This window comes from Enterobacter sp. MF024 (assembly GCF_005843915.1).
GTDB lineage: Bacteria > Pseudomonadota > Gammaproteobacteria > Enterobacterales > Enterobacteriaceae > Enterobacter > Enterobacter barmai.
The window spans coordinates 450,043-469,820 of record NZ_VCBB01000003.1 but is presented as its reverse complement, the minus strand read 5'-3'; the positions used below and the strand labels follow the sequence as shown (position 1 = coordinate 469,820).

Annotated in this window: 15 protein-coding genes; 9 read left to right on the top strand and 6 right to left on the bottom strand. The window is 63.1% G+C overall.

What is annotated here, in order from left to right; translation table 11 throughout:
* Window positions 1-340 precede the first annotated feature (340 nt).
* Entirely contained in the window at window positions 341-2,581 is a 2,241-nt protein-coding gene (locus FFB58_RS08730) for a TonB-dependent siderophore receptor (protein ID WP_039031414.1), read from the bottom strand.
* 255 nt (window positions 2,582-2,836) lie between these two features.
* Here FFB58_RS08730 and fes point away from each other — a divergent pair, with 255 nt between their 5' ends.
* From fes to entF, 3 genes are read left to right on the top strand one after another with little or no spacing between them, the layout of a single operon-like run.
* On the top strand, window positions 2,837-4,042 hold the full coding sequence (fes, locus tag FFB58_RS08725) for an enterochelin esterase (protein ID WP_138369628.1): 1,206 nt from the start codon (window positions 2,837-2,839) through the stop codon (window positions 4,040-4,042).
* 11 nt (window positions 4,043-4,053) lie between these two features.
* Window positions 4,054-4,266, top strand: a complete 213-nt coding sequence (locus FFB58_RS08720; protein WP_138369627.1) for an MbtH family NRPS accessory protein — start codon at window positions 4,054-4,056, stop codon at window positions 4,264-4,266.
* Window positions 4,263-8,129 (top strand): enterobactin non-ribosomal peptide synthetase EntF, encoded by a 3,867-nt coding sequence (gene entF / locus FFB58_RS08715; protein ID WP_138369626.1) that lies wholly within the window; start codon window positions 4,263-4,265, stop codon window positions 8,127-8,129. Before FFB58_RS08720 ends, entF begins: the two co-directional genes overlap by 4 nt.
* A 142-nt stretch (window positions 8,130-8,271) precedes the next feature.
* Here entF and fepC read toward each other — a convergent pair whose 3' ends face one another.
* From fepC to fepD, 3 genes are read right to left on the bottom strand one after another with little or no spacing between them, the layout of a single operon-like run.
* A complete protein-coding gene (gene fepC / locus FFB58_RS08710) occupies window positions 8,272-9,072 on the bottom strand; it encodes an iron-enterobactin ABC transporter ATP-binding protein (RefSeq protein WP_138369625.1) in 801 nt (266 codons plus the stop codon).
* Entirely contained in the window at window positions 9,069-10,058 is a 990-nt protein-coding gene (gene fepG, locus FFB58_RS08705) for an iron-enterobactin ABC transporter permease (protein WP_138369624.1), read from the bottom strand. Before fepG ends, fepC begins: the two co-directional genes overlap by 4 nt.
* Entirely contained in the window at window positions 10,058-11,062 is a 1,005-nt protein-coding gene (gene fepD / locus FFB58_RS08700; protein WP_138369623.1) for a Fe(3+)-siderophore ABC transporter permease, read from the bottom strand. The genes fepG and fepD overlap by 1 nt, the downstream gene beginning before the upstream one ends.
* 111 nt (window positions 11,063-11,173) lie before the next feature.
* Between fepD and entS the strand changes: the two genes are divergently transcribed.
* On the top strand, window positions 11,174-12,409 hold the full coding sequence (entS, locus tag FFB58_RS08695; RefSeq protein ID WP_138369622.1) for an enterobactin transporter EntS: 1,236 nt from the start codon (window positions 11,174-11,176) through the stop codon (window positions 12,407-12,409).
* 180 nt (window positions 12,410-12,589) lie between these two features.
* On the opposite strand, the gene fepB is transcribed toward entS, so the two are convergent.
* On the bottom strand, window positions 12,590-13,549 hold the full coding sequence (fepB, locus tag FFB58_RS08690) for a Fe2+-enterobactin ABC transporter substrate-binding protein (RefSeq protein ID WP_138369621.1): 960 nt from the start codon (window positions 13,547-13,549) through the stop codon (window positions 12,590-12,592).
* A gap of 187 nt (window positions 13,550-13,736) precedes the next feature.
* Here fepB and entC point away from each other — a divergent pair, with 187 nt between their 5' ends.
* Genes entC through entH form a run of 5 tightly spaced genes read left to right on the top strand, consistent with a single transcriptional unit; the run spans window position 13,737 to window position 18,561 of the window.
* Window positions 13,737-14,912 (top strand): isochorismate synthase EntC, encoded by a 1,176-nt coding sequence (entC, locus tag FFB58_RS08685; protein WP_039031405.1) that lies wholly within the window; start codon window positions 13,737-13,739, stop codon window positions 14,910-14,912.
* A gap of 9 nt (window positions 14,913-14,921) precedes the next feature.
* The gene (gene entE, locus FFB58_RS08680; protein WP_138369620.1) at window positions 14,922-16,532 is read left to right on the top strand and encodes a (2,3-dihydroxybenzoyl)adenylate synthase EntE; all 1,611 of its coding nucleotides are present in this window, start codon (window positions 14,922-14,924) and stop codon (window positions 16,530-16,532) included.
* Between the two features lie 11 nt (window positions 16,533-16,543).
* The gene (locus FFB58_RS08675) at window positions 16,544-17,398 is read left to right on the top strand and encodes an isochorismatase (RefSeq protein ID WP_039031403.1); all 855 of its coding nucleotides are present in this window, start codon (window positions 16,544-16,546) and stop codon (window positions 17,396-17,398) included.
* A gap of 2 nt (window positions 17,399-17,400) precedes the next feature.
* Window positions 17,401-18,147: a 2,3-dihydro-2,3-dihydroxybenzoate dehydrogenase EntA gene (entA, locus tag FFB58_RS08670; protein ID WP_138369725.1), complete on the top strand. Its 747-nt coding sequence runs from the start codon at window positions 17,401-17,403 to the stop codon at window positions 18,145-18,147.
* Entirely contained in the window at window positions 18,148-18,561 is a 414-nt protein-coding gene (gene entH, locus FFB58_RS08665) for a proofreading thioesterase EntH (protein ID WP_039031401.1), read from the top strand.
* 103 nt (window positions 18,562-18,664) lie between these two features.
* Here entH and FFB58_RS08660 read toward each other — a convergent pair whose 3' ends face one another.
* On the bottom strand, window positions 18,665-19,777 hold the full coding sequence (locus FFB58_RS08660; RefSeq protein WP_138369619.1) for a M20 family metallopeptidase: 1,113 nt from the start codon (window positions 19,775-19,777) through the stop codon (window positions 18,665-18,667).
* Between the last annotated feature and the right edge of the window lies 1 nt (window position 19,778).

Below are 19,778 nucleotides of genomic sequence, written 5' to 3'. Positions count from 1 at the left end.
GAAGGCCGGGGCGAGGCGCAGGGATGCGCCGAGAGGGCGTGACCTACAGGGATGTAGGATCACGCCCGACCCGAAAGCCTGTAGGAATAAGCGGAGGGTATCGCGAAGCGACGATTTTCTTGCCGGTAGCCCGGGTAGCCAGGGCGGTGGCGATTGAGCCGCCCTGGCACGTTCACCGGTTCAGAAGTAACAGAGAAGCACGGCTCTGGAAGTGAACGGAACCACCACAGCAGCCGCATGTTCCCCTCACCCTAACCCTATCCCCAAAGGGAAGAGGGGATAAACCGGGCACGGTGCGATAACAAAGAAAAAGGCAACCTAAGTTGCCTTTTCACGCTCATCAGAACCGCGTATTCACACTCATAAACCAGGTCCGCCCCGGCTCATTATAGGTATACGCCCCTGCACCATACATATACGCCCCCGTCGTGGTATTCCCGGTCGTCTGGGCATTACCCGCACGCCACTGGCGTTTATCGAAGACGTTATCCACGCCGCCGGTCAGGCTCACGTATTTGGTCACGTCCCAGGTCGCGCTCAGGCCGACGATGCTGTACGGGCTCACTTCATCCGTCTCAGACCCGACCGCCGGCTCACCTTTGTAGTTGTATTTCTTCGGCTGCTGCTTGCCGTACCAGGTGAAGGTGGACTGCAGCGACACATCCTGCTGTACCTGCCAGCTCAGGGTGGAGTTCAGCGTGTACTCCGGGATGATCGACAGACGATCGCCGGTCTCCTTGTTCTTGCTTTGCAGCATGTAGGTGATGTTGTTGGTCCAGTTGATGGTGTCGCTGACCGGCACGTTCAGGGTGCCTTCCAGACCTTCTACCACCGCCTTCGGCACGTTTTCCCACTGATAAATATCGGTTTTCGTCTTACCGGCAGAGGTCTGCCCAATCGGCGCGTAGCCCGCTTCAATCTTGTCGCGGTAGTCGTTGCGGAACCAGGTCACGCCCGCCAGCCAGCCGTCGCGTTTCCACTCCAGGCCGATCTCTTTGTTGATGCTGGTTTCGGCTTTCAGATCCTCGTTACCCAGCATGTAACAGCCCACGCCGTCGGCGCTCGCATAGCAACCCTGGCCCTTGCTGTAGAGCAGGTAGTTCGGGTTGGTCTGGTACAGGCTCGGCGCTTTATAGGCCCGGGCGATACCCATCTTCAGGGTGAAATCATCCCCCAGCCCCTGAGAAAGGTTCAGGGACGGGCTCCAGTTGTTGCCAACGATGGAGTGATGATCGAAGCGCAGTGCCGGGGTCAGCATGGTGCTGTCGGTCAGCTCCATGTTGTTTTCCGCGAACAGGGAGAAGATTTCCGCATCGGAGTACGGGCTGCGGTTGTCGGTCATCCCCGGGATCGCACCGCCCTGCAGGGCCTGGCCGTTGGAGGACATATCCTTCATCCGCTGCTGATCCCACTCGGTGCCCAGGGTCAGGTTCTGGTTGACGATAAAGTCGATCGGCAGGTTGATCTCGCTGTGCAGCATCACGTCGGAAAGATCGGTATCGGTGAACTTATCGCTGTTAAACAGCCCCTCCAGTCCGCCCGCCAGCCCTTCGCCCAGACGGGAGTTGCGGGTGTGCTCGTACTGCGCCCAGTTGTTGGTGGTGATACCGTTATCCCAGCCGCCGGTCCAGGTCAGAGCGAAGTTCTGGCGATAGATACGGTTGGTCTCTTTGCCGTAATTTTTCTTCACCAGCCCGTTGCTGCTGTTGTCGTTGTTGGTGTTCTGGGTATCACCGGCATAGAGGTTGTTCTGACGGCTGTAGCCTGCTTCGAACTGCAGGGCCTGCATCGGGGCGAATTCCCAGCGCAGCACGCCGTTAACGTCTTTATTCTCAACGCCTTCGCGTCCGGCAGGCAGCGTGTCGGCATAGGCGCCGGTACGCTCAGACTCATGACCCTGGTTGATATCCCAGGCGTCGGCCTGGGTTTTATCCAGGTTGCCGTACAGACGGAAGCTGAACGCGTCGCCCAGCGGACCGCTGAGGCTGAAGTTAGTGCGTTTGGTGGAACCCTCTTCGTTATGCTCAGGGGCATTCAGGTAGGTGTTCCAGGAGCCATGCCACTCGTTGCTGACCTTTTTGGTGATGATGTTCACCACGCCGCCCGCCGCGCCGTTACCGTAACGCGCCGCAGCCGGGCCGCGGATCACTTCGATGCGCTCGATCATCTCTGGCGGCACCCAGCCGGTATCGCCGCGGGTGTCACGCTCGCCGCGCCAGCCCAGACGGATCGAGTTACGGCTGGTCACCGGCTTACCGTCGATCAGGATCAGGGTGTTTTCCGGGCCCATGCCGCGAATATCAATCTGGCGATTGTTGCCGCGCTGGCCGCTGGTGGAGTTACCGGTGAGGTTGACGCCCGGCATGGTACGGATGATCTCGGACACGTCGCGCGCCGACGGATTTTTACGGATCTCATCGGCGGTGATGGTGGACACGCCCGGCGCCTGCAGGTTCTGCTCGGCGGCAGTGATCACCATCGTATCTTCGTGCCCGGCGGTTTCGGCTGCCATCGCAGGCAGTGCCACACCATAAATCCCCAGATTGACCAGTAAGGCCAGTGAGTGAAGCTTGTTATTCATTGTATGTCCTGCTTTTCGATGCCGCGTTCCCCATGGCTCCGTTCCCGAATGGGTGAGGAGGCGGCAGGATGTCGCCCGCAGTCTGCGAAAACCTCTCGATCCTGAGTCAGTACGCAGCGCATGGCATGGTTATTTAAAGTTCGCGCTTCCCACAGCGCGCCCATACGCTATTGCAAATGAAAATAGTTATCAATAATATTATCGATATTGTTTATCTTTAATCAAAAAAACAGAACAGTTCATGGGGTTAAATCGGTGACGACGCTGGAGACGGGAAGTGATGCCTGGTGGCAGTCGAAACAGGGGCCCGAAGGGGTGCGGGAAGGGGACCATTATCGGGTGACGTTTTACTGGCGCGACCCGAACGGCACGGAGCAGGCCTCGCCGCTGAAAAGGGTGTGGCTCTACATTACCGGCGTGACCGATCACCACCACAACGCCCGCCCGCAGACGCTGGTGCGCATCAGTGGCACCGACGTCTGGCAATGGCAGGGCGAGTTCAGCCCCAACTGGCGCGGCAGCTACTGTTTTATCCCCTCTGAACATGATGACGACTTTGCTGATGCGGTGTTTGCCACCGACCCGCCGGACCGCATGGCCCTGCGCGAAGGCTGGCGCAAACTGCTGCCAAAGGCCATCGCCGATCCGCGCAACCCACAGCACTGGCGCGGCGGCCGCGGCCACCCGGTCTCGGCGCTCGAAATGCCCGAAGCACCGCTCCAGCCCGGCTGGGATCGCCCCGATACGCCGTATCAACCTGCTCAGTGCATTACCTGGCAGAGCGCAAAACTCGGCAACACCCGCCGGGTGTGGATCTTCACCACCGGCGAACAGACCCCGCACGAACGCCCGCTGGCGGTGCTGCTCGACGGCCAGTTCTGGGCCGAGAGCATGCCGGTGTGGCCTGCGCTCACGGCGCTCACCCTTGATGGCCAGCTGCCGCCTGCGGTCTACGTACTTATTGACGTCATCGATACCGCCCATCGCACCCGCGAACTGCCCTGTAATCCCGATTTCTGGCTCGCCGTTCAGGATGAGCTCCTGCCGCAGGTGCAGGCGCTGGCCCCGTTCAGCGAGCGGGCCGATCGCACCGTTGTCGCCGGGCAGAGCTTCGGCGGCCTCTCCGCCCTGTATGCCGGGCTGCACTGGCCGGCGCGCTTTGGCTGCGTGCTCAGCCAGTCGGGATCCTTCTGGTGGCCGCATCGCGGTGGTCAGCAGGACGGGGTGATTATCGAACAACTTAAAAACCAACAACTTTCAGCGCAGGGACTGCGCATTGTCCTTGAGGCGGGGCGACGTGAACCGCTGATTTTTCGCGCCTGTGAGGCGCTTTATGCCGGGCTACAGCAGACACAGCAGCCGGTTTTCTGGCGTCCGGTGGACGGCGGACATGATGCACTTTGCTGGCGGGGAGGGCTGACGCAGGGGCTGATGACTCTCTGGCAGCCGCTTATTCAATAACGGAGTCTGGTATGGAATTCAGTAACCCCTTCGACGATCCGCAGGGTCTGTTCACTATTGTGCAAAACGCCCAACAGCAGTACAGCCTGTGGCCGCAGCAGTGCGCCTTGCCCGAAGGCTGGCGCGTGGCCTGTGAGCCGCAGTCGCAGGAAGCCTGTCAGCAGTGGCTTGCCGCCCACTGGCAAACCCTGATCCCGGCCCATTTTGCACAGGTGAAATCATGAGCGCACAACATCCTCTCGTGGCCGCCCAGCCGGGGATCTGGATGGCGGAACAGCTTTCCGACCTGCCCAACGCCTGGAGCGTGGCCCACTACGTAGAACTGACCGGCCCGGTTGATGCCCCCCTGCTGGCGAAAGCGGTGGTGGCCGGGATGATGCAGGCCGACACCCTGCGTACCCGCTTTAGCGAAGATAACGGCGAGATTGGGCAATGGGTGGACGACAGCCTCATCCTGCCGGAACCGCACATTCTCGACCTGCGCGCCGACGGCGATCCGCACGCGGCAGCCCTGGCGGTTATGCACGCCGATCTCAACCAGAACCTGCGCGTCGACAGCGGCCAGCCGTTGGCCTTCCATCTGCTGATTCAGGTGGCGGACAACCGCTGGTACTGGTATCAGCGCTATCACCATTTAGTGGTGGATGGCTTCAGCTTCCCGGCCATTACCCGCCAGATCGCCGCCATTTATCGTGCCTGGCTGAAAGGCGATGCCACGCCGGATTCACCCTTTACGCCGTTTGCGGAAGTGGTGGAGGAGTACCAGCGCTATCGCGACAGCGAGGCCTATGCGCGCGACGGCGCGTTCTGGGCGGAGCAGCGCAAACAGCTCCCGCCGCCGGTCTCGCTCTCCAGCGCGCCGCTGCCGGGGCGCGCCGCCACGACCGACATTCTGCGCCTGAAGCTGACCGCCGATCGTCACGCCTTCAGCCAGCTGGCAAACGCCAGCCAGAGCCAGCGCACCGACCTTGCGCTCGCGCTGGTAGCCCTCTGGCTCGCCCGCCTGACCGGGCGCATGAACTACGCCGCCGGGTTTATCTTTATGCGCCGGATGGGCTCCGCGGCGCTCACCGCCACCGGCCCGGTGCTGAACGTGCTGCCGCTGGCGGTGAACATCAACCCGCTGGAGACGCTGCCGGAGCTGGCCCAGCGCCTGGCCGGACAGATGAAAAAGATGCGTCGCCATCAGCGTTACGACGCCGAGCAGATCGTCCGCGACAGCGGGCGTGCCGCCAGCGACGAGGCGCTGTTTGGTCCAGTGTTTAACGTCAAGGTCTTCGATTATCAGCTGGAACTCGACGGCGTGCAGGCGGTGACGAACACTCTCGCCACCGGTCCGGTGAACGACCTGGAGATGGCGCTGTTCCCGGACGAGCAGGGCGGGTTGAGCATTGAGATCCTCGCCAACAAGCAGCGTTACGATGAGGCCACCCTGGTGCGCCACGTCGAGCGCCTGCATGGCCTGCTGGCGCAGTTTGCCGCCAACAGCGATCTGCGCTGCGGCGAGGCCGAAACCGTATCAGACGACGAATACCGCCTGCTGCAGAACATCAACCAGACGGCGGTTCCGCTGCCGCTCACCACCCTGAGCGCGCTGGTGGCGGAGCAGGCGGCGAAAACCCCGGACGCCCCGGCGCTGGCCGATGCGCAGGTGGAGCTCACCTACCGCCAGATGCGCGAGCAGGTGGTGGCCCTGGCAAACCAGCTTCGCGAGCGTGGAGTGAAGCCCGGCGACAGCGTGGCGGTGGCACTGCCGCGCTCGGTGTTCCTGACCCTGGCCCTGCACGCCATCGTCGAAGCGGGGGCCGCGTGGCTGCCGCTGGATACCGGTTATCCCGACGATCGCCTGCAGATGATGATCGAGGACGCGAAGCCGTCATTGCTGATCACCACCGACGACCAGCGCCCGCGCTTTGACCATCTGCCAGTAACGATTTTTAGTTACAACACACTATTACCTGTTGCGGACTTTGAACCTCTGCACCTGAGCAGGCCGGAACAGACCGCCTATATCATCTTCACCTCCGGCTCGACAGGGCGGCCGAAAGGGGTGATGGTCGGCCAGACCGCCATCGTCAACCGCCTGCTGTGGATGCAAAACCACTACCCGTTAACCGCCGAAGACGTGGTGGCACAAAAAACGCCGTGCAGCTTTGACGTCTCGGTATGGGAGTTCTGGTGGCCGTTTATCGCCGGGGCGAAGCTGGTGATGGCCGAGCCGGAGGCGCACCGCGATCCGCTGGCGATGCAGGATTTCTTCGCCAGATACGGCGTCACCACCACCCACTTTGTGCCGTCGATGCTGGCGGCTTTTGTCGCCTCGCTGACCCCGGAAAACGTCGCCTGCTGCGCCAGCCTGAAACAGGTGTTCTGCAGCGGCGAAGCCCTGCCGACCGAGCTGTGCCGGGAGTGGGAGCAGCTTACCCACGCCCCGCTGCATAACCTGTATGGCCCGACCGAAGCGGCGGTGGACGTCAGCTGGTATCCGGCCTATGGCCCGGAACTGGCGGCGGTTACGGGCAACAGCGTGCCGATTGGTTTCCCGGTATGGAACACCGGCCTGCGTATTCTGGATGCGATGATGCGCCCGGTGCCGTTCGGCGTGGCGGGAGATCTCTACCTCACTGGCATCCAGCTGGCGCAGGGCTATCTGGGCCGTCCGGATCTGACCGCCAGCCGCTTTATCGCCGATCCCTTTGTCCCTGGCGAGCGCATGTACCGCACCGGGGACGTCGCCCGCTGGCTTGACAACGGTGCGGTGGAATATTTAGGCCGCAGCGACGATCAGCTGAAAATTCGCGGCCAGCGCATTGAGCTCGGAGAAATCGACCGGGCGATGCTGACCCTGCCGGACGTGGCCCAGGCGGTGACTCACGCCTGCGTCATCAACCAGGCGGCGGCTACCGGCGGCGATGCCCGTCAGCTGGTGGGCTATGTGGTTTCTGAGTCGGGCCTGCCGCTGGATCGCGATGCGCTGCTGGCGGCCCTGAAAAGCCAGCTGCCGCCGCATATGGTGCCGGTGGTGATTTTGCAGCTGAGCGCGCTGCCGCTCAGCGCCAACGGCAAGCTGGATCGCAAGGCGCTGCCGCTGCCGGAACTGACGGTTAAAGCCCAGGGGCGCGCTCCGGAAACCGATGCCGAATGGACCATTGCCGCCGCGTTCTCGGCCCTGCTGGGGTGTGAGATCAACGACACCGAGGCGGATTTCTTTGCCCTCGGCGGCCACTCGCTGCTGGCGATGCGTCTTGCTGCCACCCTCAGCCGCCACTTTGCCCGTCAGGTAACGCCCGGCCAGGTGATGGTGGCCTCGACGGTGGGCAAGCTGAGCGCTCTGCTGAGCTCAGAGATGAGCGACGAGCAGGCGCAGCGTCTGGGTTACGAGACCATCTTGCCTCTGCGCGAAAGCCACGGCCCGACGCTGTTCTGCTTCCATCCTGCCTCCGGCTTTGCCTGGCAGTTCAGCGTGCTGGCCCGCTACCTGAGCCCGCGCTGGTCGATCACGGGTATCCAGTCGCCGCGACCGGGGCCGATGCAGGACTGCGCCACCCTGGACGAGGTGATCGAGCAACATCTGGCGACGCTCCGCGCGCAACAGCCGCACGGGCCTTACTATCTGTTCGGCTATTCCCTGGGCGGCACGCTGGCGCAGGGGATTGCCGCGCGTCTGCGGGCACAGGGAGAGGCCGTGGCGTTCCTCGGCCTGCTCGATACCTGGCCGCCGGAGACGCAAAACTGGTCCGAGAAAGAGGCTAACGGTCTGGATCCGGAAGTATTAGCGGAGATCGAGCGTGAGCGGCAGGCGTTTCTCGCCGCCCAGCAGGGTCAGGCGTCCGGGGAGCTGTTCAGCGCCATCGAGGGTAACTACAGCGATGCGGTGCGCCTGCTGACCACGGCGCACAGTTCATCGTTTTACGGCAAAGCGACGCTGTTCGTCGCCGAACGCACGCGAACCATGGATCCGCATAAAGCCTGGGCAACCTGGGTGGGAGAGCTGGAGGTGTATGCTCAGGACTGCGCCCACGTGGACATCATCTCCCCGCAGGCGTTTGAGCAGATAGGACCGGTGCTGAAGGAGATTCTGGGGTAGTTTCCCCTCACCCTAACCCTCTCCCCATAGGGGAGAGGGGATCACACGGAGCCGTCTTTTCACCCTCGCTCCTTTGGGGACGGATCGCACGGAGCCGTCTTTTCACCCTCGCCCCTTTGGGGAGAGGGCCGGGGTGAGGGGATCAGACCGCACGTTTCCCCAGCGGCACTACCAGCGGCGTACCTGCTACCGGATCGTCAATAATCATGCAGCGCATACCGTAGATCCGCTCGATCAGCTCGGGGCTAACAATCTCTTTCGGCGCGCCTTCCGCCACAATCTTGCCGTCGCGCAGGGCGATCAAATGCGTAGCATAGCGGCAGGCCTGGTTCAGGTCATGCAGCACTGCCGCCAGGGTAAAGCCCTGCGTGCGGTTCAGATCGCTCAGCAGTTCCAGCAGGTCAATCTGATGGCTGATATCCAGCCAGGTGGTCGGCTCATCCAGCAGCATGATCGACGTCTCCTGGGCCAGCACCATCGCAATCCACGCCCGCTGGCGCTGTCCGCCGGAGAGGGTGTCGACACTTTGCGCCGCCAGGTCGGTAATACCGGTCGCCTGCATCGCTTTGGTGACCGCCGCCTCATCCTCTTTGCGCCAGCGGGTAAACAGCGGCTGGTGCGGATAGCGCCCGCGCGCCACCAGCTCCTGGACGGTGATATCCCCCGGGGTGGTGGCGTTTTGCGCCAGCAGCCCGACCCGGCGCGCCACCTCTTTGCTGGCAAAGCGCTGGATCTGCTCCCCGTCGAGAAACACGTTACCGTGCAGCGGCGTCATCAGGCGGCTCAGGGTGCGTAACAGCGTCGACTTTCCGCAGCCGTTGGGGCCGATAATGGCGGTGAAGTGGCCATCGGGGATCGCCACCTGCAAATTCTCAGCCACGGTTTTTTTACCGTAGCCGAGGGTCAGATTTTCGCCGCGCAAGCGGGTTGCAGTCTCTGTCATTTCTTGCGGGACTCCTGAACAAGCAAGACGATAAGGTAGATCCCGCCAAGACTGACGGTCACCACGCCCACCGGAAGTTGATACGGCATAAACAGCTGCTGGGCGCAGAGATCCGCCGCCAGCAGCAGCAGCGACCCGCACAGCGCCGACTGGGTTAACCCCCAGCGGGCGGTGCCGCTCAGACGGCGGGCGATGTGCGGCGCGACAAGGGCAATAAAGGAGATCGGCCCGGCGATGGCGGTGGCCGCGGCGGTTAATACCACCGCCACCAGCATCAGCATCAGCCGCGAACGCTCGACGCTGACCCCCAGCGCACAGGCGCTGTCGTCGCCCATCTCCAGCAGGCGCATGCGCTTCACCAGCAGCAGGGCGCAGATAAACATCAGCACGATCAGCGGGGCGGCGGGCAGGGTTTTGGCCCACGTCAGGCCGTTGAGCGACCCGGCGAACCACAGCCCGGCCGAGAGCGAGGTCTCCAGCGAGGCCTGCAGCAGAAGCCAGGTGTTAAACGCCATCAGCATGGCGCGCATGCCGATACCGATGATGATCAGGCGGAAGGTCTCAATGCCGTCGCGCCAGGCCAGCGCCCAGACGACAAGCGAGGTCAGAATGCCGCCCGCCATCGCCGCCAGGGTAATGGCCGTCAGATGCTGACCAAACAGCACCATCGCCACCAGCACGCCGCTCCAGGCCCCGGTGTTAAAGCCCATCACGTCCGGGCTGCCGAGGGGGTTGCGCATCAGCGACTGGAAAATCGCGCCGCTGATCCCAAGCGCCGCGCCCACCAGCAGCGCCATCGTCACTCGCGGCAGTCGCCATTCGTTGACCACCATGGTGATATTGCGCGGGGCACTGCCGGTCAGGGCATTGAGCACCTGAGTGAAGTCAAGCATCACCGCCCCGCTCTTAAGGCTGAATATCGCCACGCCGAGGCTGACCAGCACCAGCAGCAGGCAACTGATAACTAAACGTCGGGACGGGGCCATCACAGGGCACCTCCGCGCTGGCGGCGAACCAGGAAGATCAGCACCGGCGCGCCGATAAAGGCGCTGACCACCGAGACGCGCAGCTCACCGGGCACCAGCAGACGCCCGAGAATATCGGCAAACAGCAGCAGGGCAGGGGTGGCGAGCAGCGTGACCGGCAGGGACCAGCGGTGATCGGCCCCCACCAGCCAGCGCGCCATGTGGGGCATCATCAGTCCGATAAAGGCGATGGGACCCACCACCGCCGTGGCGCTCCCGCACAATACGGTGATGGTCAGCAACCCCAGCAGCTGGGTGCGCGCCACGCGACTGCCCAGGGCGGTGGCCGTGTCGCTGCCGAGGCTCAGGCTGTTCAGCGCCCGGCTTAACAGCAGCGCCACGGCGGCGGCAATCAGCACCGGCACGCTCACCACCTGCAGGGTTTGCAGAGTACGGATATCCAGCGAGCCCGCCTGCCAGAAGCGCAACTGATCGTAGACGTCCGGGTTGAGCAGGGCGATGCCGTTGGAGAGGCCGTCCAGCACCGCGCCCAGCGCCACGCCCGCGAGCGTCAGACGCACCGGGCTGAGCTGGCCCCCGCCCTGGCTGCCGGTAAAGGCCACCAGCAGGGAGGCGGCAAAGGCGCCGCACAGGGCCATCACCAGCTGTTCGCCGGGGGAGGAAAAACCAAACAGCGCCGCGCCCAGCACGATGGCGAAGCTCGCCCCGGCGTTGACGCCGAGAATGCCGGGATCGGCCAGCGGATTGCGGGTCAGGGTTTGCATTAACGCCCCGGCGAGACCGAGGGCGGCACCGGCCAGCAGCCCGGCGAGGGTACGCGGCAGGCGGGCATCCCGCACGATAGTGCAGTCGGCGCTTTGACAGGTGGCGGAGAAGGCATCGACTACCACCGAAAACGGCAGCGGTTTGGCACCCACCAACAGACTGAGGGCGATCGCCAGCGTGAGCAGTAACAGTAAGCCGGGCACGGCAACGGCGCGTGACGCGGAAAGGGAGTACGACATAGCTACATCCATGATTTGATAATGATAGTAATTATCGTTATCTATCTTATTTAGCTATGTTAGCATGTGCGGCCATGGAATTGGTACAAAAGAAACCATTAAGGCTTTGTAATGACCCGACAATCCTGGCTGCTCAATCTGAGCCTGCTGAAGACCCATCCGGCGTTTCGTGCTGTTTTTATTGCCCGTTTTATCTCCATTTTATCCCTTGGCCTGCTCGGCGTGGCCGTACCGGTCCAAATCCAGATGATGACCCACTCCAGCTGGCTGGTGGGGCTCTCCGTCACCCTGACCGGCGGGGCGATGTTTATCGGCCTGATGGTGGGCGGGGTGCTGGCGGATCGCTACGAGCGTAAGAAGCTGATCCTGCTGGCCCGCGGCACCTGCGGGGTGGGATTTGTCGGCCTGTGTCTGAACGCCATGCTGCCGGAGCCGTCGTTGATCGCCATTTACGCCCTCGGCCTGTGGGACGGCTTTTTTGCCTCCCTTGGGGTAACGGCGCTGCTGGCGGCGACGCCAGCGCTGGTGGGGCGCGAGAATCTGATGCAGGCGGGGGCGATTACGATGCTCACCGTGCGTCTGGGATCGGTGATCTCGCCGATGGTCGGCGGGCTGCTGCTCGGCACCGGGAATGTGGCCTGGAACTACGGTCTGGCGGCGGCGGGCACCTTTATTACCACCTTAACCCTGCTGCGTCTGCCTTTACTGCCGCCTCCGCCGCAGCCGCGGGAACATCCGCTGAAATCCCTGCTGGCGGCGATCCGTTTTCTGTTCAGCAATCCGCTGATCGGCGGCATCGCCCTGATGGGCGGCCTGCTGACGATGGCGAGCGCGGTGCGGGTGCTCTATCCGGCGCTGGCGCTGGAGTGGCAGATGAGCGTGTCGCAGATCGGTCTGCTGTATGCCGCCATCCCACTGGGCGCGGCCTTTGGTGCGCTTACCAGCGGCAATCTGGCGCAGAGCGCGCGTCCGGGGCTGATTATGCTGCTGGCGACCCTGGCCTCGTTTATCGCCATTGGCTTCTTTAGCCTGATGCCGGTCTGGGCGCTGGGCGTGGTCTGTCTGGCGCTGTTCGGCTGGCTGAGCGCGGTCAGTTCGCTGTTGCAGTACACCCTGATCCAGACCCAGACCCCGGAAGCGATGCTCGGGCGCATCAACGGCCTGTGGACGGCGCAGAACGTCACCGGCGATGCCATTGGTGCGGCGATCCTGGGTGGCCTGGGGGCGATAATGACCCCGGTGGCCTCGGCGAGCAGCAGCGGATTTGTGCTGGCGTTAGTGGGAGTGATGTTGCTGGTGGTGCTGGCGGAGTTACGCCGGTTCCGGCAGGAAGTTGCCACGGTTTAACGCGGTGGAATGTGCCGGGTGGCGGCTGCGCCTTACCCGGCCTACAAAACCCACAACCGCCCGGACCGTAGGCCCGGTAAGCGCAGCGCCACCGGGCATCAGGCCGCACGGTACAAACCCCGCACCATTCGAATCGTAGGCCCGTGCAAGCGCAGCGCCGCCGGGCATCAACAGGCACAATTACTTAAACAACGTCTCTAAACGTTCTAACACCCGCGTCGCACTGAAATAATCCAGACGGAAAGTCTCCGTGCCCAGCGCCCAGACGCGCTTGTTTTGCACCGCTGGCAGATGGGCCAGCAGCGGGTTGGCGTAAATCGCATCCACGTCCTTTTGGTCGCCGGCAAACAGGAACAGCCCTTCGCCGTTCAGCCCGGCGGCCAGGTTTTCCCCCCCTAACTGCACGATGTCGTGGCGCTTGCCCTGGCTCTGGGACGGGTTCAGCCCGGCGGGCAGGGTGGCAAGGGAGAAGCCCAGCTGTTGCAGCAGCTTGCCCTGCGCCGATTCGGCGGTCCACAGGTTGGCGCTGTGGGCGGCGGCGGTGTAGACGATGGCGTTGACCGGCTGCGGCGGCAGCTTCATCTGCTGCTTCACTCGGGCGAGCTGCTTATCGAACTCGGCAATTCGGGTTGCAGCCTGCTTCTCCTGGCCGGTAATGGTGCCGAGCTGGGTCAGCAGCGCCTGCCAGCTTTTGTCGTCGTAATTGATGATAAGCGTCGGGGCGATGGCGGAGAGCTGATCGTACAGCGCGACGGCAGAATCGCCCCCGGTGGCGCTGATCAGGATCAGATCCGGCATCTGGGCGGCAACGGCTTCTGCGCTCGGCTCGCCGATATAGAGCCGCGCCAGCTTACGCTGTTTCGCGATATCGCCCCACTGGCGCAAAAAGCCCCGATCGTCCGCGACGCGGTTGTTTGGCGTGGTAGCACCGCTGGCGACCACCGGGGCGTCAATCGCCAGCAGGGAGCCGGTGAGGGTCACGCTGGTAGAGACAATGCGCGTCGGTTTGCTCTCCAGAGTGTGCGTTCCACGGCTGTCAGTGACCTGACGCGGCCAGTCGGCGGCGACGGCTGAGGTTAATCCTGAAAGTAAAAGGCTGATTAAAAGCAGGGTGTTACGGCATGCGGCGGGCAGTTTCACTAAGGGGCATCCTGTTTTTGTTGAAGTTAATGCTTCTCATTTTCATGAATGAGGCGCAGGGATGCAAGCGATAGTCGCACAAGTTGCGCGCTCTGCGGTTGACACCATCGCGCTCTGGGATTAGGTTAGCCAGCGAAAATATAAATGATAATAATTCTTACTGCTTTTATCATTTCAGGAGGATGATATGGATACGTCACTGGCTGAGGATGTTCAGCACACCGCGACCCGGCTGCAAAAAGACAGCTTCTTTTTTATGTCGCCTTATCGCAGTTTCACCACGTCTGGCTGTTTTGCCCGTTTCACTACCCCTGCCGTCAACGGCGACGATCCGGCGAGCGCGTTTCAGCAGCAGCTGGCGCAGGCCTTTGCCGATGCCAAAGCTGCCGGGATTGCTAACCCGGTGATGGTCGGGGCCATCCCGTTCGATACTCGTCAGCCGTCGTCGCTGTTTATCCCCCAGCAGTGGCAAAATTTTGCCCGCCCGGCGCGCCAGCAGTCTGCCCGCTATGCCGCCCGGTCGACGCCGCTGACGGTGAAATCCCGCACCGAGATCCCGGCGCAGTTAGCCTTTGAGGATATGGTGGCCCGCGCCGCGGCGCTGACCGCCACCCCGCGCGTCAACAAAGTGGTGCTCTCCCGGCTTATCGACATTGCGACGGCGGAGAACATCGACAGCAGCGCGCTGCTGGAAAAACTGATCGCCCAGAACCCGGCCAGCTTTAACTTCCACGTCCCGCTGGAGGACGGCGGGGTGCTGCTGGGGGCGAGCCCGGAACTGCTGCTGCGTAAAGAGGGAGCGCACTTTAGCTCCCTGCCGCTGGCCGGTTCCGCGCGTCGTCAGCCGGATGACATTCTCGATCGCGAGGCGGGCAACAAGCTGCTGGCCTCGGAAAAAGATCGCCACGAACACGACCTGGTCACCCAGGCGATGAAAGCGGTGCTGGCTCCGCGCAGCCATCAGCTGACCATGCCGGCGTCTCCGCAGCTGGTCACCACGCCGACCCTGTGGCACCTGGCTACCCCGGTGGAAGGCGAGGCGCGCGAGCACGAAAACGCCCTGACCCTGGCCTGCCTGCTGCACCCGACCCCGGCCCTGAGCGGCTTCCCGCACCAGGCCGCGAAAGAGCTGATTGCCGAGCTGGAGCCGTTCGACCGCGAACTGTTCGGCGGCATCGTCGGCTGGTGCGACAGCGAAGGCAACGGCGAGTGGGTGGTCACCATCCGCTGCGCGCGCATTCAGGCTAACAGCGTGCGCCTGTTTGCCGGTGCCGGGATTGTTCCGGCCTCTTCGCCGGTGGCCGAATGGCGCGAAACCGGTGTGAAACTGACCACCATGCTCAACGTTTTTGGCTTGCACTAAGGATTAAACATGACCCTTCCCTTTACCCGCTGGCCCGATGATTTTGCCCGCCGCTATCGTGAAAAAGGTTACTGGCAGGATCTGCCCCTGACGGACATTCTGACCCGTCACGGCGACAGCGAGGCGCTGGCGCTTATCGACGGCGAACGCCGCATCACCTATAGCCAGTTCCGGCACGCCGTCAATAACCTCGCGTCTGCGCTGCAGGCGAAAGGGATCAAGCGTGGCGAAACCGCGCTGGTGCAGCTGGGCAACGTCGCCGAGTTCTACATCACCTTTTTCGCGCTGTTGCAGGTGGGCGTGGCCCCGGTAAATGCGCTGTTCAGCCATCAGCGCAGCGAGCTGAACGCCTACGCTTTGCAGATCAAACCTGCGCTGCTGATTGCCGACCGCGAACATGCGCTGTTTGCCGGCGACGATTTCCTGAACACCTTTGTCGATCAGCACCGCTCCGTGCGCCTGGTCTGGCTGCGCGGTGATGAGGGGGAACACGCCCTGGAGGCGGCCATTGACCGCCCGGCGGAGAACTTTATCGCCACCCCGACCCCGGCGGACGAAGTGGCCTTCTTCCAGCTTTCCGGCGGCAGCACCGGCACGCCGAAGCTGATCCCGCGCACCCACAACGACTACTACTACAGCATCCGTCGCAGCAACGAGATCTGCGGTATCACCGCGCAAACCCGCTACCTGAACGCGCTCCCTGCGGCGCATAACTTCGCCATGAGCTCCCCGGGCACGCTCGGGATCTTTATGGCCGGAGGCTGCGTGGTGCTGGCTCACGATCCGAGCGCCACGCTCTGCTTCCCACTGATCGAAAAGCATCAGGTTACCGTCACCTCGCTGGTGCCGCCTGCGGTCAGCCTGTGGCTGCAGACCATCAGCGAAGGGGCGGGTAACGCCCAGCTGGCGTCGCTGGAGCTATTGCAGGTTGGCGGGGCGCGGCTTTCCGCAACGCTTGCGACCCGCATTCCGGCCGAGATTGGCTGCCAGCTCCAGCAGGTGTTTGGCATGGCCGAAGGGCTGGTGAACTACACCGCGCTGGACGATTCGCCGGAGCGCATCATCAATACCCAGGGTCGCCCGATGTGCCCGGATGATGAAGTGTGGGTGGCCGATGAGCACGGCAATCCGCTGCCGCGCGGCGAGGTGGGGCGTCTGATGACCCGCGGGCCCTACACTTTCCGCGGCTATTTCAACAGCCCGGAGCACAACGCCAGCGCCTTCGATGAGAACGGCTTTTACTGCTCTGGGGATCTGATCGCCATTGACGAGCAGGGCTACATCACCGTGCAGGGGCGCGAGAAAGATCAGATCAACCGTGGCGGGGAGAAGATTGCCGCCGAAGAGGTGGAAAACCTGCTGTTGCGCCACGAATCGGTGATCCACGCCGCGCTGGTCAGCATGGAGGATAGCCTGCTGGGCGAGAAGAGCTGCGTGTATCTGGTGGTGAAAAAGCCCCTGCGCGCGGTCGAGGTGCGCCGCTTCCTGCGCGAGCAGGGCGTGGCTGAATTCAAGCTGCCGGATCGCGTGGAGTGCCTGGAGGCACTGCCCCTGACGCCGGTAGGCAAAGTCGATAAAAAACAATTACGCCTGTGGCTGGCCGAACGGGCGCAGGGCTGAGGAGCAAGACGATGGCAATTCCAAAATTAACCGGTTACGCGCTGCCAGGCGCGGCAGATCTGCCGACCAACAAAGTGAGCTGGACGCTGGAGCCTTCCCGCGCGGCGTTGCTGATCCACGATATGCAGGAGTATTTCCTCAACTTCTGGGGCGATAACTGCCCGATGATGGCGCAGGTGGTGGCGAACATCGCCCGCCTGCGCGACTACTGCAAGCAGCAGGGCATTCCGGTTTACTACACCGCCCAGCCGAAAGAGCAGAGCGATGAAGATCGCGCCCTGCTGAACGACATGTGGGGGCCGGGCCTGACCCGCTCGCCGGAGCAGCAGCGCATTGTCGCACAACTGACGCCCGATGAGGCCGACACCGTGCTGGTGAAGTGGCGCTACAGCGCATTTCACCGCTCGCCGCTGGAGCAGATGCTGAAAGAGACCGGGCGCGACCAGCTGATCATCACCGGCGTGTACGCCCATATCGGCTGCATGACCACCGCCACCGACGCCTTTATGCGCGACATTCAGCCGTTCTTTGTTGCCGACGCGCTGGCGGATTTCACCCGCGACGAGCACCTGATGTCGCTCAAGTACGTGGCCGGTCGTTCCGGGCGCGTGGTGACCACCGACGAGCTGCTGCCGTCCATTCCTGCCTCGAAAGACGCACTGCGGGAACTGATCCTGCCGCTGCTGGATGAGTCCGACGAGCCAATGGATGACGAAAACCTGATCGACTACGGTCTGGATTCGGTACGCATGATGGCTCTGGCGGCGCGCTGGCGCAAAGTGCATGGCGATATCGACTTCGTGATGCTGGCGAAAAACCCGACCCTGGATGCCTGGTGGGCGCTGCTCTCCCGCGAGGTGAAATGATGCTGGATTTCACGGGGAAAACCGTCTGGGTGACCGGGGCCGGAAAAGGCATCGGTTACGCCACCGCCCTTGCGTTTGCCGAGGCGGGGGCAAGGGTGACGGGCTTTGACGTCGCCTTCCCGCAGGCGCGTTATCCGTTTGCCACCGAAGTGCTGAACGTGGCTGACGCTGTTCAGGTAAGCGAGGTCTGCGGGCGCATGCTGGCGACGGTTGATCGTCTGGACGTGCTGGTTAACGCGGCCGGTATTTTACGCATGGGGGCAACCGACCAGCTGTCGCAGGACGACTGGCAGGAGACGTTTGCGGTCAACGTGGGCGGGGCGTTTAACCTGTTCCAGCAGACGATGGGCCAGTTCCGTCGTCAGCAGGGCGGGGCGATTGTCACCGTAGCATCCGACGCGGCGCACACCCCGCGCATCGGCATGAGTGCTTACGGCGCCTCGAAAGCGGCGCTGAAGAGCCTGGCCCTGACCGTTGGCCTTGAGCTGGCGGGCAGCGGCGTGCGCTGCAATCTGGTCTCGCCGGGCTCCACCGATACCGACATGCAGCGCACCCTGTGGGTGAGCGACGACGCCGAGCAGCAGCGCATTCGCGGCTTTGGCGAACAATTCAAGCTGGGGATCCCGCTGGGCAAAATTGCCCGTCCGCAGGAGATCGCCAGCACCGTGCTGTTCCTCGCCTCCGACCATGCCAGCCACATTACGCTGCAGGATATCGTGGTGGACGGCGGCTCCACGCTGGGGGCCTAGATGATCTGGAAACGTCATTTATCGCTGGAGGAGCTGAACGCCTCCAGTCAGAACACCCTGGTGGCGCATCTGGGGATCCTCTACACCCGTATCGGTGACGACACCCTGGAAGCAGACATGCCGGTGGATGCCCGCACCCATCAGCCGTTTGGTTTATTGCACGGCGGCGCGTCGGCGGCGCTGGCGGAGACCCTGGGGTCGATGGCTGGTTTTCTGATGACCCGCGACGGGCAGAGCGTGGTGGGAACGGAGCTCAACGCCACCCACCACCGGGCGGTATCGCAGGGGAGAGTGCGCGGAGTGTGTCAGCCGTTGCACCTCGGGCGCACCAGCCAGAGCTGGGAGATCGTGGTATTTGACGAACAGGGACGGCGCTGCTGTACCTGCCGGTTGAGTACGATGGTGTTGGGGTAGAGTGAGATTGTGCGTGCTGGCCCCTCACCCTAACCCTCTCCCCATAGGGGAGAGGGAACGATTACACCCTCTCCCCTATGGGGAGAGGGCCGGGGTGAGGGGTTTACAACATGGACACCACACGCTTCAACAACCTGATCCGCGGCGCGATCGAGGCAATCTCCAGCCACTCCGCCGGGCTGTGGAATCCGGCGCCGATCGGGCCAAAACCGTCTAAGGTCGGGATGCCCAGCGCGGCGGTATGGTTGGCATCGCTGCCACCGCCCACCGCCTGCCAGGTTATGGCGATCCCTTCTTCGCGTCCGGCGTTTTCAACCTTCTGCATTAATGCCCGGGTGTCGTCGCTGGTGGCCATCGCCGGTTTGTGATTCACACGGGTGAGGGTGGTGGTGACTCCGTCAAGGAAGCCTTTCGCGCATAACCCCTCCAGCGTCTGATGCACCCGGTCATACTCGTCGTTTTCCCAGAAACGCACGTCCAGCTCGGCACTCGCGCTGTCTGCCACCACGTTGCCCGCGCTGCCGCCCTGAATCACCCCGACGTTAAGGGTCGTGCCGCGATCCCAGTCTGTTAACCCGTTAATGGCAATAATCGCATTAGCCAGCGCCGTTATCGCCGAGCGGCCTTTCTCCGGGTCGTTACCCGCGTGCGCCGCCACGCCGCTGAAGTGCAGCTGGTAGCCCGCCATCCCTTTGCGGGCTTTCACCAGCGAGCCGTCGGCGCGCGCCGCTTCACACACCAGCACGCAGCGGGACCGTTTTGCCAGCTCGCCGATCCATTCGTGGGAGTGCACCGAGCCGGTCTCTTCGTCCGGGTTCATCGCCACGGCAATGGACAGCCGCGCTTTGTCAGCCGCGTCCAGCCCGCGCATCGCCCACAGAATATTCAGCAGGCCGCTTTTCATGTCCGAGACGCCAGGGCCGTACAGCCGTGTTTCATCCTGACTCAGCGGACGCGCTGCCGCCGTGCCCGGCGCAAATACCGTATCGAGATGGCCCACCAGCAGCACGTCAAACTGCGCCGCCTGCGGCTGGTTGGTGACAAATACGCCAGGGCCTACCTGGTTGCCGAGATCCACCTGCTCAGCATGCCAGCCTTCGGCCTGCCACAGGCGCTGCATAATGCCCGCCACCGTCGCGACGCCGTCGAGGGTTCTGGTGCCGCAGTCGACGTTGACCAGGGTTTTCAGCTCTTCAATGTAATGTTCAAGGTTCATG

Coding starts and splice junctions, on each gene's coding strand:
- entC (WP_039031405.1), top strand. CDS start 13,737: ATGGATACGTCACTGGCTGAGGATGTTCAGCACACCGCGACCCGGCTG.
- entF (WP_138369626.1), top strand. CDS start 4,263: ATGAGCGCACAACATCCTCTCGTGGCCGCCCAGCCGGGGATCTGGATG.
- entH (WP_039031401.1), top strand. CDS start 18,148: ATGATCTGGAAACGTCATTTATCGCTGGAGGAGCTGAACGCCTCCAGT.
- fepD (WP_138369623.1), bottom strand. CDS start 11,062: ATGTCGTACTCCCTTTCCGCGTCACGCGCCGTTGCCGTGCCCGGCTTA.
- FFB58_RS08720 (WP_138369627.1), top strand. CDS start 4,054: ATGGAATTCAGTAACCCCTTCGACGATCCGCAGGGTCTGTTCACTATT.
- entE (WP_138369620.1), top strand. CDS start 14,922: ATGACCCTTCCCTTTACCCGCTGGCCCGATGATTTTGCCCGCCGCTAT.
- FFB58_RS08730 (WP_039031414.1), bottom strand. CDS start 2,581: ATGAATAACAAGCTTCACTCACTGGCCTTACTGGTCAATCTGGGGATT.
- FFB58_RS08660 (WP_138369619.1), bottom strand. CDS start 19,777: ATGAACCTTGAACATTACATTGAAGAGCTGAAAACCCTGGTCAACGTC.
- fepC (WP_138369625.1), bottom strand. CDS start 9,072: ATGACAGAGACTGCAACCCGCTTGCGCGGCGAAAATCTGACCCTCGGC.
- fepG (WP_138369624.1), bottom strand. CDS start 10,058: ATGGCCCCGTCCCGACGTTTAGTTATCAGTTGCCTGCTGCTGGTGCTG.
- entS (WP_138369622.1), top strand. CDS start 11,174: ATGACCCGACAATCCTGGCTGCTCAATCTGAGCCTGCTGAAGACCCAT.
- FFB58_RS08675 (WP_039031403.1), top strand. CDS start 16,544: ATGGCAATTCCAAAATTAACCGGTTACGCGCTGCCAGGCGCGGCAGAT.